Source organism: Paenibacillus sp. FSL K6-2441, assembly GCF_037964765.1.
Lineage (GTDB): Bacteria > Bacillota > Bacilli > Paenibacillales > Paenibacillaceae > Fontibacillus > Fontibacillus phoenicis.
The window spans coordinates 4540083-4554516 of sequence record NZ_CP150174.1 but is presented as its reverse complement, the minus strand read 5'-3'; the positions used below and the strand labels follow the sequence as shown (position 1 = coordinate 4554516).

Annotated in this window: 15 protein-coding genes and 1 pseudogene; 8 read left to right on the top strand and 8 right to left on the bottom strand. The window is 50.9% G+C overall.

All coding sequences use genetic code 11. The features are described from left to right. Nucleotides 1-93 precede the first annotated feature (93 nt). Both NSQ80_RS21035 and NSQ80_RS21030 read right to left on the bottom strand, forming a co-directional pair. A complete protein-coding gene (locus tag NSQ80_RS21035; RefSeq protein ID WP_323078267.1) occupies nt 94-855 on the bottom strand; it encodes an SDR family NAD(P)-dependent oxidoreductase in 762 nt (253 codons plus the stop codon). Continuing rightward, nucleotides 852-1229 carry a MerR family transcriptional regulator gene (locus NSQ80_RS21030; RefSeq protein ID WP_009223417.1) on the bottom strand — a complete coding sequence of 126 codons (378 nt, stop codon included), beginning with the start codon at nt 1227-1229 and terminating at the stop codon, nt 852-854. Before NSQ80_RS21030 ends, NSQ80_RS21035 begins: the two co-directional genes overlap by 4 nt. Before the next feature lie 492 nt (nt 1230-1721). Between NSQ80_RS21030 and NSQ80_RS21025 the strand changes: the two genes are divergently transcribed. The 3 genes from NSQ80_RS21025 to NSQ80_RS21015 all read left to right on the top strand — a co-directional run bounded on the left by NSQ80_RS21025 (nt 1722) and on the right by NSQ80_RS21015 (nt 4804). Beyond that, nucleotides 1722-2861, top strand: a complete 1140-nt coding sequence (locus NSQ80_RS21025; RefSeq protein ID WP_339300740.1) for a helix-turn-helix domain-containing protein — start codon at nt 1722-1724, stop codon at nt 2859-2861. 120 nt (nt 2862-2981) lie between these two features. After that, entirely contained in the window at nt 2982-3998 is a 1017-nt protein-coding gene (locus NSQ80_RS21020) for an ABC transporter substrate-binding protein (RefSeq protein WP_339302200.1), read from the top strand. Further along, nucleotides 3995-4804, top strand: coding sequence for an alpha/beta hydrolase-fold protein (locus NSQ80_RS21015; protein ID WP_323078261.1), 810 nt, complete (start codon nt 3995-3997; stop codon nt 4802-4804). The genes NSQ80_RS21020 and NSQ80_RS21015 overlap by 4 nt, the downstream gene beginning before the upstream one ends. A gap of 59 nt (nt 4805-4863) precedes the next feature. On the opposite strand, the gene NSQ80_RS21010 is transcribed toward NSQ80_RS21015, so the two are convergent. From NSQ80_RS21010 to NSQ80_RS21000, 3 genes are read right to left on the bottom strand one after another with little or no spacing between them, the layout of a single operon-like run. After that, nucleotides 4864-5646 carry a DUF817 domain-containing protein gene (locus NSQ80_RS21010; protein WP_323078259.1) on the bottom strand — a complete coding sequence of 261 codons (783 nt, stop codon included), beginning with the start codon at nt 5644-5646 and terminating at the stop codon, nt 4864-4866. Nucleotides 5647-5680: 34 nt separating this feature from the next. Next, nucleotides 5681-5893, bottom strand: a complete 213-nt coding sequence (locus NSQ80_RS21005) for a helix-turn-helix transcriptional regulator (protein ID WP_009223422.1) — start codon at nt 5891-5893, stop codon at nt 5681-5683. 12 nt (nt 5894-5905) lie between these two features. Further along, a complete protein-coding gene (locus NSQ80_RS21000) occupies nt 5906-6388 on the bottom strand; it encodes a DUF2975 domain-containing protein (protein ID WP_009223423.1) in 483 nt (160 codons plus the stop codon). A 334-nt stretch (nt 6389-6722) separates the two neighbouring features. Between NSQ80_RS21000 and NSQ80_RS20995 the strand changes: the two genes are divergently transcribed. Further along, entirely contained in the window at nt 6723-8231 is a 1509-nt protein-coding gene (locus tag NSQ80_RS20995) for a malate:quinone oxidoreductase (RefSeq protein WP_260070425.1), read from the top strand. Nucleotides 8232-8410: 179 nt separating this feature from the next. On the opposite strand, the gene NSQ80_RS20990 is transcribed toward NSQ80_RS20995, so the two are convergent. Beyond that, nucleotides 8411-9295 carry an alpha/beta hydrolase gene (locus tag NSQ80_RS20990; protein ID WP_323078255.1) on the bottom strand — a complete coding sequence of 295 codons (885 nt, stop codon included), beginning with the start codon at nt 9293-9295 and terminating at the stop codon, nt 8411-8413. A 151-nt stretch (nt 9296-9446) separates the two neighbouring features. Here NSQ80_RS20990 and NSQ80_RS20985 point away from each other — a divergent pair, with 151 nt between their 5' ends. Beyond that, the gene (locus NSQ80_RS20985) at nt 9447-10154 is read left to right on the top strand and encodes a MerR family DNA-binding transcriptional regulator (protein WP_339300734.1); all 708 of its coding nucleotides are present in this window, start codon (nt 9447-9449) and stop codon (nt 10152-10154) included. Nucleotides 10155-10158: 4 nt separating this feature from the next. Here the strand turns inward: NSQ80_RS20985 and NSQ80_RS20980 are convergent, their stop codons facing one another. After that, nucleotides 10159-10608: a MarR family transcriptional regulator gene (locus NSQ80_RS20980; RefSeq protein ID WP_009223426.1), complete on the bottom strand. Its 450-nt coding sequence runs from the start codon at nt 10606-10608 to the stop codon at nt 10159-10161. 102 nt (nt 10609-10710) lie between these two features. Between NSQ80_RS20980 and NSQ80_RS20975 the strand changes: the two are divergent. Continuing rightward, a pseudogene (locus NSQ80_RS20975) lies at nt 10711-10824 on the top strand (alpha/beta hydrolase); the annotation flags it as partial. A gap of 100 nt (nt 10825-10924) precedes the next feature. Here NSQ80_RS20975 and NSQ80_RS20970 read toward each other — a convergent pair. Then, on the bottom strand, nt 10925-12214 hold the full coding sequence (locus NSQ80_RS20970; RefSeq protein WP_009223428.1) for an NCS2 family permease: 1290 nt from the start codon (nt 12212-12214) through the stop codon (nt 10925-10927). A gap of 195 nt (nt 12215-12409) precedes the next feature. On the opposite strand from NSQ80_RS20970, the gene NSQ80_RS20965 reads away from it, so the two are divergent. Together NSQ80_RS20965 and NSQ80_RS20960 are read left to right on the top strand one after the other, a co-directional pair. Further along, on the top strand, nt 12410-12547 hold the full coding sequence (locus tag NSQ80_RS20965) for a hypothetical protein (protein ID WP_198136150.1): 138 nt from the start codon (nt 12410-12412) through the stop codon (nt 12545-12547). Nucleotides 12548-12825: 278 nt separating this feature from the next. After that, nucleotides 12826-14427, top strand: a complete 1602-nt coding sequence (locus NSQ80_RS20960) for a gamma-glutamyltransferase family protein (RefSeq protein ID WP_323078249.1) — start codon at nt 12826-12828, stop codon at nt 14425-14427. Nucleotides 14428-14434 lie beyond the last annotated feature (7 nt).

Here is a 14434-nt window from a genome sequence, read left to right as displayed (position 1 = left end):
TATATAAGCAAGAGAAACAAGAAAGGGGACGTCCCTCCGTCATCTACGATGACTTTTGGGACATCCCCTTCTTCCTTTTACGCTCCAGCCTCATTACTCAATAGAGTCTTTGTTGGCTTGGTACAGCTGTTCTGTATATTTGTCGATATCGTCTCGGGACATCCGCAGGCGTGCGATCGAGGAACCGTACCCGATTTCCTGCTTGCCTTCGGCTAAACCTTGGAAAATGCCTTCCGTGAAGGCATCCAGCGGTTCCCCATGCGTATGCAGACCGCTGCCTCCCAGATCTGTGTTCACTGCAGGAGGAGCAATTTCAATGACTTCAACGGATGTTGCAGACAGTTGGTGTCTTAAGCTCATGGTGTAAGAGTGAAGCGCCGCTTTTGTTGCCGAATACACCGGCGCAATTGCAAAAGGAGTAAACGCCAAACCAGAAGTGACGTTAATAATTGCTGCCGTTTCTTTCTTCGCGAAGTAAGGGGCAAACAACATGGACAAATGGACAGGCGCTTCGATATTCGTCGTAATCTCCTTGCTATAATCGTACCAGTTGTCTCTCGCGTCCGCTTTGAGCACGTTGTAGCGCAGTTGAATCCCGGCATTATTAATCAGCACGTTCACGTCGGGATAGTTTGTTGTCACCCAATCGAACAAGGCTACACGATCGCTTTCTTGAGCCAAGTCGCAAACTTGAGTGATTAAGCCCGGCACTTGTTTCCGAGCTTGCTCAAGCACGCTTTCCCGCCGGCCGATAACGATGACGGTATTTCCGTTTTGCACGAATTTCTCTGCAAAGGCGAGCCCGATCCCGGAGCCGCCGCCAGTAATCAATATCGTATTTCCTGTAAGCTTCATAGGTTCTCTCCTCCACGAAGTTGTTTTTGATAACGATCGATTTTATCTTCAATCCCCTTCAGGTATTCCTGCATTAATGCGATTTCATCTAGCACGTTTTGCTTATGCTTCAACAGCATGTCGAGTCGTTTCTCTACTGTAGAATTTCCCTCCACAACCCAGTCCATGTACTGCTTAATCTGGCTGATGGGCATGTTGGTGTTCTTAAGGCAAGTTACGATTTGCAGCAACGCCAATTGACGTTCCGAAAATAGTCTTCTCCCCGCCTCGTCCCGTTCGATAAACGGAAGAAGGCCTTTTTTCTCATAAAAGCGCAAGGTAGACTCTGGTATATGATACATGGCTGCAGCTTCGCCAATGGTATAGTACTTCATAGTGGAGGCCTCCAAATCTTAAGGATTTCTTGTCGACATGACTATCATACGACTTAAACCTTGGTTTAAGTCAACTGTGCTTCTTCGTATTTACGTTTGCCTGTCCGAGTGCAGTATAATAAGGGAGGAGTGAAGACCAAAAAAGAGAGGAGCCAAAGAAAATGGCACAATCCTTAAAAGGAAAAGTTGCGATCATCACCGGAGCAGCCCGGGGGATCGGCAAAGCAACCGCGGTTGCCTTTGGTGCGTGACGCGGCAGCTAGATGACGACGAAAACAAGGAGTGTGACCAGACCGCTACCACGGATAGTGAAGGTCATTTTGACGTTAGAGTGTAACAAAGTACATAGTTTGCGTTCAAAAGAGACGAGCACCTACTGGAGGTGCTCTATTTCTTTGAAACCGACAAAATGATATTGATAATCATTATCAGTAATTTTATACTAATGCCAGAATAAAGCGGATGGATATCTGGTCCAGGGGGGCATAATCGATGAAAGAGGTAGACTTGACGCGCATGTCGTTAAAAGATATTCGGGAATATATGGCGGATCATTACCATGAACCGTTGTCGATTGACGATCTGGCGCAGTTAACTGGCTTGAGTCCAAACTATTTTGGAGAAGCGTTCAAGAACGCCTACCAGCAAAATGTCATGGATTATCTTACGGACTTGCGGATCGGGAGAGTCAAGCAGTTGCTTCGTGAGACGGATATGTGTTTACGCGATATTGCCAAGCTTGCCGGATACAGCGATGAATTTTATTTGAGCAAAAAGTTCAAGAAGGAAGTTGGGGAGTCGCCTTCCGCTTATCGGAAGAACTGGCGCAAACGGATTGCGGTGATATCTGTCGGGGCCATGGGGAACTTGCTCGCTCTTGGCATCGTTCCTGTAGCGGCTCCTATTGATCCGAAGTGGACCCCTTACTATTACATATACTATCAGAACGAGATTCAGGTACATTTGGATTGCTCACATTTGGAGACGGAAGCGAAGAACATCAGAATGCTAGTCCAGGCCAAACCCGATTGCTTATTCTTCATTGAGCCGTTATCGCAACATATGGCTAGTGAGCTTAGAGCAAACGGCGTTGAACTGATCCCGATCGAATCGAGGGATTGGAAAGGACAGCTCATGGAGATGGCCTCAGCGCTTGGGGAACAGAAGAAAGGCGAGAGCTGGATTGCAGATTATGAGCAGCGGGTAGACCAAGCTAGAAAAACCATGGGTTCCGCATCCCGGAAGGAGCTGACCGTGACCTTACGATTATGCGAAGATCAGATGTTCCTGTACAGTAATCGGGGGATACGGGATGTGTTGTATCAAGATCTGGCTTTACATACCATCCCTAAACAGCTTGGGTTATGTAACGAGCCGATTTCTCGGGAACAACTCCAAGAGCTGAACCCTGACCGGTTGTTCCTCTTAGTTTGCCCGGATGCGGCTACACGCGTACATTGGCTAACCTTGCAGCACGATCCCTCGTGGCAGCGGCTGAACGCCGTAAAGAAGGGGCAATTATATCAGATCCCGTCCAATCCTTGGTTTGAGTATTCCGCGATCGCGGTGAATCGAATGCTGGAGGATGGGGTATTGATGTTAACCGGAAAAAGTCCAATCTCCCCTCCTTGAACTGTCCATGGCCTAGGGGGGAGCCTCTCATTATAATCATCTTATTGAGATTGATTATCAATGAGAAAGGGGTTATGGGTAAATATGAACAGCTCAAAAGCTGTGAATCCATACTTGAGTATGATCAAGTCGATAGGTTTGTCAGTCCTGCTACTGGCTGTTGTAACGGTTCTTCCCGCATGTGGCTCGAGTAAAACCGAGGGCGAGGGGAGCCAGGTTAGTTCCGTAGCAGAGTCCGCGAAGGCGTCAGACGGAGAAGGAAGTGCAGCCGCCGTCTCTGATTCATCAGCAGAGGATCAAGCGCAGGTTTATCCTCTCACAGTTACGGATGAGCTCGGACACGAAGTCACGATTCCGTCAAAACCGGTTAGAATTTTTGCCCCGATGATGGAGGATTCTCTGCTAGTGCTAGGAGTAAAACCGGTGGTCCAATGGTCCAACGGCGTCGAACCTCAGTTGTACTTGCAGGATCAACTGGGAGATGTGCCACAGATCAGCTTCGCTGGAGGTATGCCTTCGCCAGAAGCTATTATGGCGCTGGAACCTGATTTGATTATTCTGAATAATCAAGCTTACGCGGAGAAAGGCGGTTACGAGCAATTATCCAAAATTGCCCCAACCTATGTGTTCGAGAACGCAGCCACCGATCTAAGCAGCTCAATTCAAATTTTGGGGGAACTGTTAGACAAGTCCGGTGAGGCCGAAGAGGCTTTAAAAGAGTATAACGACAAGGTCGCTAGCACACGCGAAAAATTGTCCACCCTGGTAGAAGGTAAAAAGGCGGCGATTATCCGTTTTAACGCCAAAGGCATGTTCTTTATGAATAATCAGTATTACAGCGGTTATGTCATGAATCACGAGCTTGGTTTTGAACAGAGCACTTTGGTGAAGGATGGCGCTTTTCAAGTCTCCCTTGAAATCCTGCCTGAGCTGGATGCAGATTATATCTTCCTGGCCAATGACGGCAACCAGGGGGATGCATATCTGAAGGAACTGAAGAAAAGTTCGTTGTGGCAGACCGTTCCAGCCGTGAAAGCAGGGCATGTCTATGAAACCAATAGCGATTACTGGCTGAGCGGCGGTTTGATTGCCCAAGGAAAAGTCATTGACGATGTGGTTGGTTTCCTTGCGCCATGACGACGATCACGAGGATTCCTTACCAACCGGAGCGATGCTTTGAGTTCCTCATGTCATCTAAGGCAGGCAGTGAATACCGGATCCTTATTGCGGCTCCAGCAGATCCTCCCCCGGAAGGCGGGTATGGCGTTGTCTATACACTGGATGGAGATGCGCTCTTTCAGACGTTGGCTGAAACCGTCAAGCTGCAGACGCGCAAACCCAAGGGATACGATCCAATCTTGGTTGTTGGGATTGCTTACCCATCAAAAGTTCCCTATGATATGCACCGACGTTGCCGCGACTTCACGCTGCCTGTTGCGCCTGAAACGTTGCCGGTACGTCCCGGTGGTGAAGCTTGGCCGCCTTATGGTGAAGCGGATGCGTTCCTTGACTTTCTGGAACAAGATCTCATGCCGTGGGTAGGGAAGGAGTGGCCCATCGATTCAACAAGGCAAGCTGTGGTTGGGCATTCACTTGGAGGGTTGCTGACACTGTATGCCTTAGCAATAAGACCGCGGTTATACTCTCATTATGTAGCCATCAGCCCATCAGTCTGGTGGGGAGAATACGAAGTGCTGAGGCAGTTGGAGCGATTGAAGGAAGCCTGGTGCGGAGAGCATCCCATTCATCTCATGCTGGCGATTGGAGCAGAGGAGCTTCCCGATATGGTCGAGGGAGCGAAGAAGGCAGCTCAATGTATGGAGGAGCTTTCGAAGCGAAAGGTGTATACCGTGCTCAACGAATTTGCCGGGGAAGAGCATCTTAGCGTCCTACCGGGCGCATTAGGCCGAATCCCTCGATTTTTATGGAGCAACCTAAGATAAGAGACTGGACTGTTAGCTTATGCGGTTAATGGAAAAGGCCATCCATTTAGGATGGTCTTTCATTGTGTCTTCCGCCCCTTCACCCGCTTTAATGCCGCCACAATCAGGAAACTGATAATGACCAGCAGCAGCCAAGAGCTGATCTTGCCAAGATGGACGAGATGCCAGCCGTCGGATTGGTTTGGATACCTCCAGGCGCTAAAGAAGGTGGCGACATTCTCCGCGATCCAAATGAAGAACCCGATCAGTACAAACGAAAGGGTTAACGGCATCCGGTAAGGCTTGCCGCCGACCTCATAGGTGACCCAAGTCCGCCAGAAGACGATCAGCACCAGCGCCGACAGCCACCACCGAACATCGATCCAATAATGATGAGTGAAGAAATTCAGGTAAATGGAGGCAGCAAGCGGGACGACCAGCCAGAGCGGGGGAAAGCGAACGAGATCCACCTTCAGGCGCCGCCAGGCCTGGCACAGATAACTGGCCACACTCGCATACATAAACCCGCTGTAGAGGGGAACGCCGTTCACCTTCGTCCAACCCTCCTCGGGATACGACCAAGACCCCATATGCACCTTAAACAACTCCAGCGCCAAGCCGATCAGGTGGAATACAGTAATAACCTTCAATTCGTCGCGGGTTTCCAGTCCAGAACGAACCATCCATACCTGCATGGCGAGGCAGATGATCAGCAGCCAGTCATAGCGGGGCAGCCAGGGGAGAGGAAACCACTGCGTTAAAGCCAGCGAAGCGAAGATGACGACGGGAAAAACGCAGGACAACGCTTGTTGCCAACCAAAGCGAACCAACTGTTGCAGAGCATATCCCAATTGTACGCCCATAGAGGACACCCTTTTATTTTGTATCGAATTTGAGCTACTCTTCATCATCTCGATACTCCAAAATATCTCCGGGCTGGCAATCCAGCGCCTTGCATATCGCCTCCAGCGTGGAGAACCGAATGGCCTTGGCCTTCCCGTTTTTCAGAATCGACAGATTCGCCATCGTAATGCCCACTTTCTCCGAAAGCTCCGTGACGCTCATTTTCCGTTTTGCCAGCATGACATCAAGATTGATAATTACGGCCATGGATTCCTCACCTCAGATCGTTAAATCGTTTTCCGATTTGATGTCGATGGCATTTCTTAAGAGCCTTTGAAGCACGGCGGCAAAGACGGCGATGACGAGCGAAGCGAAACAGATGACCAGTCCGATCGCGGCGAGTCCCGGTGCGTCATCCTTCTCCGCAATAATCAACAGAATCGGCAAAATGACCGCATACAAGATACAGATGGCGATCGCGCAGTTTCGAATGCTCTTTAAAGCCTTCACCGAGGCTTCGGAGAAAGCCGTATTTTTATCGATATAGCTTAGCAGCTTCAGCGTCTGGTAAAGCGCAAAGAAGAACGGAATGGCCGAAGCATACATCGGAATAAGCAGGGTCAGATAGATGTATGGCGGATAATATTCCACCATTTCTTTGGCAACCTCAGGGACCCCGAAGACGCAGACGGCAAGGATCGCGATGCCCATCAGGAATACGACGCCCCTTAAGAACAGGGTAGAGCCTTGTTCACGTTTCATATCACAACAGCACCTCGCGTAGGATTAGTGTGAGGTTAATTTAGCATGTTTTTTATTGATAATCAATAAATATTTATTAATAAATGAGGTGTATATATCGAAAAAGAATAAAATTGGAGGATTTAACCGATAAGTTCTTTTTGGATGGCTTAAAAAAATCAATTATTAATATCTAAGAAATAAATATTTCAATCCCTCACTATTGTTGTTACACTTGAATTAGATCAATAATTACGGAAAAGGTGTGGGCCAGCTCGTCTCGAAGTTTGAAGCGAGGACAAATCGAGAGCGCTTACATCCTTTCAGCAAAATAAGGTCATAAGGGACGGTAAACATGAATCACGGACAAACAAGTACAGATGTTATTTTGATTGGTGCCGGAATTATGAGTGCGACGTTGGGGACCCTGCTGAAGGAATTGGCGCCGGACTGGAACATCACGGTGTTTGAACAACTTGCGCGGGCAGGGGAGGAAAGCTCAAACGAGTGGAATAATGCGGGAACCGGTCATGCGGCTCTGTGCGAATTGAATTATACCACCGAGCGGTCGGACGGAACCGTTGATATTAGCAAAGCAATTAAGGTGAATGAACAGTTCCAGGTATCCAGACAGTTCTGGGCTTATCTGGTTCAGCGCCAACTGATCCGAAATCCGCAGGATTTCATCATGCCGCTGCCTCATATGAGCTATGTGCGCGGGGAGCAGAACGTCAAATTTCTGAGAAGACGTTATGAAGCGATGTCTGCCCATCCGCTGTTCCAAGGGATGGAGTTCACCCAGGACCCGGGGAAACTCAGAGAATGGGTTCCTCTGATGATGAAGGATCGGAAGACTGACGAGCCGATTGCGGCGACGAAGATCGATTCGGGTACGGACGTCAACTTCGGCGCCTTGACGCGGATGTTGCTGAATCATTTGAAGGATAAAGGCGTGGACATCCGCTACAAGCACAGCGTGAAGAAGCTGAAACGGACGCCGGACGGGTTGTGGGAATTGAAGGTAAAAGACTTGAACAGCGGTGCCACCAAGCGCCATACCGCCAAATTCGTCTTCATCGGTGCCGGCGGCGGGAGCTTGCATTTGCTGCAAAAATCCGGCATCCCGGAAGGCAAGCGGATTGGAGGCTTCCCGGTCAGCGGATTGTTTATGGTGTGCAACAATCCGGAAGTGGTGGAACAGCATCATGCCAAAGTTTACGGCAAAGCTTCGGTGGGAGCACCGCCGATGTCCGTTCCCCATCTGGACACCCGGTTCATCGACAACAAGAAATCGCTGTTGTTCGGACCGTTTGCCGGTTTTTCGCCGAAGTTCCTCAAGACTGGATCCATGTTTGATCTGATCACCTCTGTTAAGCCGCATAACCTTCTGACGATGCTGGCGGCGGGGGTCAAAGAGATCGCGTTAACCAAATACCTGATTGGGCAGCTTATGTTGTCGAAGGAACAACGGATGGAGGAACTGCGGGATTTTGTCCCAGGGGCCAAGAGCGAGGATTGGGATCTGATCGTCGCCGGTCAGCGGGTGCAGGTCATCAAGGATACGGTGGAAGGCGGAAAAGGCACGTTGCAATTCGGCACCGAGGTTGTCAGCGCTGCGGATGGCTCGATTGCCGCCTTGCTTGGCGCTTCCCCGGGAGCTTCGACTGCGGTGCACGTCATGCTGGAGGTTATTGAGAAATGCTTCCCGCAGCACCTCGAAGCTTGGAAGCCGAAGATCAAAGAGATGATTCCTTCGTACGGCTTGTCGCTGTCGGAGAACCCGGAACTCTTCCGTACTCTACAACAATCAACTGCGCTGGCCCTTGGATTGTCGGGAACCAAGCAAGAAGCTTCAGTATCATAATTTCATCTAGGTGATTAGAAAAGAGCTAAGCCGTGGTCAATCTGCGGTTAGCTCTTTATTTTTTGCGCCCTCCCTTGAGGATTATCCCGTTGCATCAGGTCATGCAAGCAAGCACTGAACGAAAGGGATAATGGTGGGAAAGAGGCGTGAGAAGGGGCATTGAGGGCGGCAACCTTTGTTTATTTCAACAAGTTAGTAGCCAGCCAGGGCTTAATCAAGGGAAGTACGGTCTCAGGCTGCATGGCTTTCGTATGGTCCATCGCGTTCCCCGGTAAAATGGCCACATCCCAGCCGAGCTGGCGCAAGGTTTGTTCATTCTTACGTAAAGCCCCTGCGATATCAACGGTCACACTGCCAAAGTTCTCGCCATACACGATTCGGTCCGCTTCGCCGGCGAAGGTAAGCTTGGGAAACGTGAGATTGTCGTGTACAGACGTGTCATCGAAATCGGACAAGCTTTGGTACAGGGTCAGAAATTGCTTTGTTTGCGCCGGATCTAATGTCACCTGCACCTGATCCCAATCATATTCTTCCGGGCTAACGAAGTCCTGAAATTGTTCCTCCGTAGACGAGGACGAGGACGGTTGCAGCGCCTGTTCATGGGTTTTGGCGGTGACCGTCAACATCTCCCGGTAAGGTCCTTCATAAGGCGGGAATCCTCCCATGATTAAGCTCTCCAATCGATTTGTCCGGAGCGCCAGCTGCAGGCCGGCTAAGGCTAACCAGGAATAGCCGTAGTAGCTGAACGTATCGACTCCCATTTGATCAGCGATATGCAAGAAATCAAGTGCGATATACTCCGCTGTCAACCGATCGGGCTGGTAATGCTGAAACCTATGGCCTTCATAATCAAAATGCAGCACCTGGAACAAATCAGACAAGCCCTCCACGAAATGTTTTCCTAGCTCGGGGTCGACGCCCCACATTTTAAGACTTTCCGCTTCTTGGCCGGTGACGGATTTTTTGGCGATGGGCAACATGAGGATAGGGCCACTGGGTTTCCCGGTCAGGCCGACCTCTAACGTTGAACCGTCGGATAGAGTGACAAGCTTGATTTGACTCATTCAGATCGCTCCCTTACATGTGATACCTACAGGATATAACATTCATGCAATCTTTCGGTTTTGTCGCATGGAATCCCCGATGTTATAGTGATTTTAGACCAACAAATTAACGTAGCACTTGAAGGTTTTACTTAAAGTAAGGGGTGAGGTTATGGAAGAGACTTATACGCCTGGACAAATCGCTGAGCGGTTGAATATTAGCACAACAACGTTGAGAAGATATGAGAAACAAGGGTTGATTCCTGAGGTCTTGAGAACGGCAGGCAACCATAGAATCTATACGAAGGTGCATTACCAAGCCTTTGTCGCCATCCGGTCCTTGTTAGCGGGTTATGAAATTCCCGTCGTCTATGAAGTGATGCGGAAAATCAAGGCCGGCCGCGTCATGGAAGCTCTGTGGCTGATTAATCATCAACTGTCCCAGGTTGAAGATGAGAAGCAGCGGGTGGAGGAGTTGTTAACGATGGTTCGCCATGCGGACTTCGGGATGTATAAGAACCGGAAGCTGACAAATGCGATGACGATCGGGAAGGTGGCGGAGCTGGCGGGAGTAAATCCTTCCGCTATTCGGCACTGGGAGAAGGAGGGGCTGATTACCTCGACCCGGCATCCGGTCAGCGGGTATCGGATCTATTCGGTGACTGAATTGCGGAAGATTCTGGTGATCAGCAGTTTGCGCAGAACGGTATATTATATCGAGAATCTGCGGGAGCTATTGCAGGACCTGGACATGTTCCGGTTGTCCAAAATCGATCGTTCCTTCCAGGTTGCGCTTGAGAAGCTCAATGAAAAGCTCAGGATCCAATATCAAGGAATCGCTGAGCTGATGGCTTATATCCATATTCAATCTCTAGTTTGACCTTTTATTTTCTAGCGGCGGCATTCACTTGCTGCAGCAGCAGATTGATGCTGTCATTGAGCTGGTTGATCTCCTCGAGATTCATATCTGTGGCGTCAATCAGTGACTGCGGAACGCAGGCCGCTTTCGCTTGCAGCGCCTTCCCCTTCGGCGTGATCAGCACATTTACCACGCGCTCGTCTATGGAATCGCGTTGTCGTTCAATGAGTCCGGCAGCTTCCATCCGCTTGAGCAAAGGCGTTAAGGTGCCGGTGTCTAGATCCAAAGCTTCTCCGAGCTCTTTAATAGTGCTCTTCTCCTTCTCCCATAAGGTGACCAAGACCAGATACTGCGGATAGGTCAGTTCCAGCTCATCTAAATAAGGGCGGTACATCCGCAGGATGGCCCGGGAGCAAGCGTATAGCGAAAAACAAAGATGTTCCCCCAATTTCAAGTTTTGCTCATTCGTTTCCAAGACGATGCACCTCGATTGGCTTTATTTATAGGGTTTACCTTCATCATAGCAGATGATTCAAAAAGAATATATATTTTTTGCAATTTAATTGTTGACAATATAGCGGCTGGAGGCCGAACCGATCTGGTCAGCGAACCGTTCCGCTTGTATAACCGCGATTTCGCAGCTTTTGCCTCCCCGAAAGGTACGCTGGATTGTATCGCGGCGTTCGCCCGTTTTGCGGGAACATGATTAATGATCCGATGAGGCCATAACATAAATAGAAAAAGTCGGTCAGGAGTATATCCTGATCGACTTTTTTTCATGAATGATTATTTTATAAAACCGACTGCAGCAGGAAGTTAGCCAGGAACAGGAACGAGATGACGAACATGGAGATCGACAGCTGTTCCCGCTTCTTCGAAAACATCTTGAGCAGCGGATAAGCGATAAAGCCAAAAGCAATGCCGTCAACAATGCTATACGTTAAAGGGATCATCAGAATCACAAGAAACGCAGGGAACGCCTCGGAAAAATCGCTGAAATCGATCTTCGTAATATTCGTCAGCATCAGTCCGCCGATGATGATCAAGATCGGGGCGATTGCGGCGTCCGGGATCATTTTGATCAAGGGCATAAAGAACAGTGCGCCCAGGAACAACAGCCCGGTCGTCACCGAAGTTAACCCGGTTCTTCCGCCTGCGGTAATGCCGGCAGCTGTCTCGACCGTCGAAACCGTTGGGCTAGTGCCCAAGAGGCCGCAAGCCATTGCGGAAATCGATACGGCTTTCATCGATTTCCCGTTCTTCTCCGGAGCATTCAGCATGCCATCCACTTGCGAGTGGACAAGCCCGATATTTTCGAAGACCAGCACCAGCACCAGTGAGAAACAAGCCGTCAAGAACGGTACGCTGGCGATATGGCGGAGGTCTGCGCTCATCCAGACGTCACTGTAGCTTTGAAACGACAGCGATGCGGATGCGAACGATCCCAAGTCAACGATTCCGAACAACCAAGCCACCAGTGTCCCTAAAATAATGCTGATCAGAAAATTCCCCGGAACCTTCTTCAAGAACAGGAACAGCGTAACGATCAGGTTGATGATCGAAGCTAGAACCAGCGGCGCCGATAAGTCGCCGAGCGCCACAAAGTGACTGGTGTTGCCGGTGACAATGCCGCTCTTCTGCAAGCCGATGAAGGCAATGAACAGTCCGATTCCCACGGAAATCGATTCCTTCAGGGAAGCCGGAATGGCCCTGGAGATCAGGGAAGACAAGCCCGTAAAGGCAACCACGACGAACAGGATGCCCGCAAGCACCGTTGCGCCCAAGGCTTCTTGGTAGCTGAGTCCCATCGAACCTACAATCGTATAAGTAAACAAGGCGTTGATCCCCATGCCGGGGACGAGAATTAACGGTGCGTTCGCAACGAACGCGACCAGCAAACAGCCGACAAGCGAAGACAGCACGGTGGCCATAATCCCGGCCTCCAGCGGAATTCCTGCATCCTTCAGGATGTTGGCGTTGACGGCGATAATGTACACGATAGAGAAGAACGAGGTCAATCCAGCGACAAGCTCTCTTCTCACGTTCGTTTGGTGTTGCTTAAGCTTAAAAACTCCTTTCATGATGAAATCACACTTTCAAAATATCCCTCTCCCACCCGCATCAAACGAGGAACTTTCATTCCTATCGTTTATGCCAGAGGCTATTATACCACGGTTTGTGGTGGAATGCCCTTTACAAGTTGTTCCTTGATACGGATCGATGGCCAATGATAACAAAGCTGGCGGCGATTAGGTCTGATTCCGGGGCTGACGGACTTGCTTGCCGCAAACAACCTGAAACCCGAGGATATCAGCTTCAAGATCACCTTGACCGACAAATCCGACGACAAGGACATCCTGGCGGCGTTTGCAAGCCGTATGCCCGAAGGCAAAGTCCTAGGCGCGATACGGTAAGCTTTACCGATGTGAAGAATCATTGGGGTAAGCCGTATATCCAAATTTCCCTTGAACAGCTGCCGATAACTAAGGAAAATGTGACTCTGAACGGATACAAGGATATGGTGAGTGTGGACGCGGCCTACCTGGAGAACGTTCGTCTGATGGTGCTATGGGGGTCTTTTTTGTACCGTTCTATTCCTGCGAAATGTTCTATGTTATTATACCAGCATGAGATAAGACTACATTGCACCTAGACACTTCTGCATGAACCCTAAGCCAAAGGAGTGAGGTCAATGGATTACTTGCATCACCCGTTTGCGTCCAAGCGTTATACCGTATTCGCGAAAAAAGGAATGGTAGCTACGTCCCAGCCATTGGCGGCACAGGCCGGGCTTGAGATCCTGCAGCAAGGGGGGAACGCCATTGATGCCGCGATTGCGGCTGCGGCGGCGCTGACGGTCGTCGAGCCGACCTCCAACGGGATTGGCGGGGATGCGTTTGCCCTCGTCTGGACGAAGGGGAAGCTCCACGGCTTGAACGCCTCCGGGCCGGCGCCGGCCCTGCTGACGGCCGAGGCCGTGAAGCGGCGGGGACATGAGCAAATGCCCAAGCTGGGGCTGGTGCCGATCACGGTCCCCGGAGTCCCCGCGGCTTGGGCGGAGCTGGCCGAGAAGTTCGGCAGACGTCCTTTGACGGAGAGCTTGAAGCCGGCGATCCGGTATGCCGAGGAAGGGTACCCCCTGACGCCGATCTTGGGCAAATATTGGGCGAGGGCTTACCAGGCGTACCGCAAACAGGAGGGACCGGAGTTCGAAGCCTGGTTCCACACCTTCGCTCCGCAAGGACGGGCTCCCGAGATCGGGGAAGTGTGGAGTTCGAAAGGTCATGCGGAGAGTTTGCGCCGGATTGCTGCCAGTGAGGCGCGGGATTTTTACGAAGGGGAGCTGGCCCAGCGGATCGACGACTTTATGGTAGAGCATGGCGGTTTTTTAAGAAAATCCGATTTGTCTGCCTACCGGCCGGAGTGGGTTGAGCCGATTTCGGCGAATTACCGGGGCTATGAGGTTTGGGAGATTCCGCCGAACGGGCAGGGGATGGTCGCGTTGATGGCCTTAAATATCTATGAGCAGCTGGGGCAGCCCGAGTGGCTCTCCGCGGAGACAGTGCATCGTCAGATCGAGGCGCTCAAGTTCGCGTTTACGGATGGCCAGGCCTGGATCACGGAGCCGGCGGATATGCCGGTCTCGACCGAATATCTGTTGTCCCGGGAATACGCCTCGTCACGGACCCAAGAGATCTGCGACACGGCGCTTGACCCGAAACCCATGGATCTGCCGAAGGGCGGGACCGTCTATTTGGCTGCGGCTGATGAGGAAGGCAATATGGTGTCCTATATTCAAAGCAACTATATGGGTTTTGGCTCGGGTATCGTGATCCCCGGGACGGGAATTAGTCTGCAAAATCGCGGGGCCGACTTCTCGTTGGATGAACGGCATCCAAACTTCGTGAAGCCGGGGAAACGGACGTATCACACGATCATCCCCGGGTTTCTGACCAAGGATGGAGAAGCGGTCGGACCGTTTGGGGTGATGGGCGGCTACATGCAGCCACAAGGCCATATGCAGGTTATCATGAATACGGTGGATTACCGGCTGAATCCTCAAGCGGCACTGGATGTCCCGCGTTGGCAATGGGTTGGCGGCAAGAAGGTGCAGGTAGAGCCGGAGTTTCCGGGCGAGCTCATCGAGGCGCTCCGGCAAAAGGGGCATGCCATCGAAGTGATGCCGGACGGAGGAGGCTTCGGACGCGGCCAAATCATTTGGCGGGATCCGCAAACCGGCGTGCTGGCCGGCGGGACGGAATCCCGGACGGACGGCATGATCGCGGCTTGGTAATCCCTAA

What these genes read in the sequence shown, in the direction of transcription:
- NSQ80_RS21010 (WP_323078259.1), bottom strand. Translation starts at nt 5,646, where the DNA reads ATGGGCGTACAATTGGGATATGCTCTGCAACAGTTGGTTCGCTTTGGT.
- NSQ80_RS20985 (WP_339300734.1), top strand. Translation starts at nt 9,447, where the DNA reads ATGGAAGAGACTTATACGCCTGGACAAATCGCTGAGCGGTTGAATATT.
- NSQ80_RS21035 (WP_323078267.1), bottom strand. Translation starts at nt 855, where the DNA reads ATGAAGCTTACAGGAAATACGATATTGATTACTGGCGGCGGCTCCGGG.
- NSQ80_RS21000 (WP_009223423.1), bottom strand. Translation starts at nt 6,388, where the DNA reads ATGAAACGTGAACAAGGCTCTACCCTGTTCTTAAGGGGCGTCGTATTC.
- NSQ80_RS20995 (WP_260070425.1), top strand. Translation starts at nt 6,723, where the DNA reads ATGAATCACGGACAAACAAGTACAGATGTTATTTTGATTGGTGCCGGA.
- NSQ80_RS20990 (WP_323078255.1), bottom strand. Translation starts at nt 9,295, where the DNA reads ATGAGTCAAATCAAGCTTGTCACTCTATCCGACGGTTCAACGTTAGAG.
- NSQ80_RS20970 (WP_009223428.1), bottom strand. Translation starts at nt 12,214, where the DNA reads ATGAAAGGAGTTTTTAAGCTTAAGCAACACCAAACGAACGTGAGAAGA.
- NSQ80_RS21015 (WP_323078261.1), top strand. Translation starts at nt 3,995, where the DNA reads ATGACGACGATCACGAGGATTCCTTACCAACCGGAGCGATGCTTTGAG.
- NSQ80_RS20960 (WP_323078249.1), top strand. Translation starts at nt 12,826, where the DNA reads ATGGATTACTTGCATCACCCGTTTGCGTCCAAGCGTTATACCGTATTC.
- NSQ80_RS21020 (WP_339302200.1), top strand. Translation starts at nt 2,982, where the DNA reads ATGATCAAGTCGATAGGTTTGTCAGTCCTGCTACTGGCTGTTGTAACG.
- NSQ80_RS21005 (WP_009223422.1), bottom strand. Translation starts at nt 5,893, where the DNA reads ATGGCCGTAATTATCAATCTTGATGTCATGCTGGCAAAACGGAAAATG.
- NSQ80_RS21025 (WP_339300740.1), top strand. Translation starts at nt 1,722, where the DNA reads ATGAAAGAGGTAGACTTGACGCGCATGTCGTTAAAAGATATTCGGGAA.
- NSQ80_RS21030 (WP_009223417.1), bottom strand. Translation starts at nt 1,229, where the DNA reads ATGAAGTACTATACCATTGGCGAAGCTGCAGCCATGTATCATATACCA.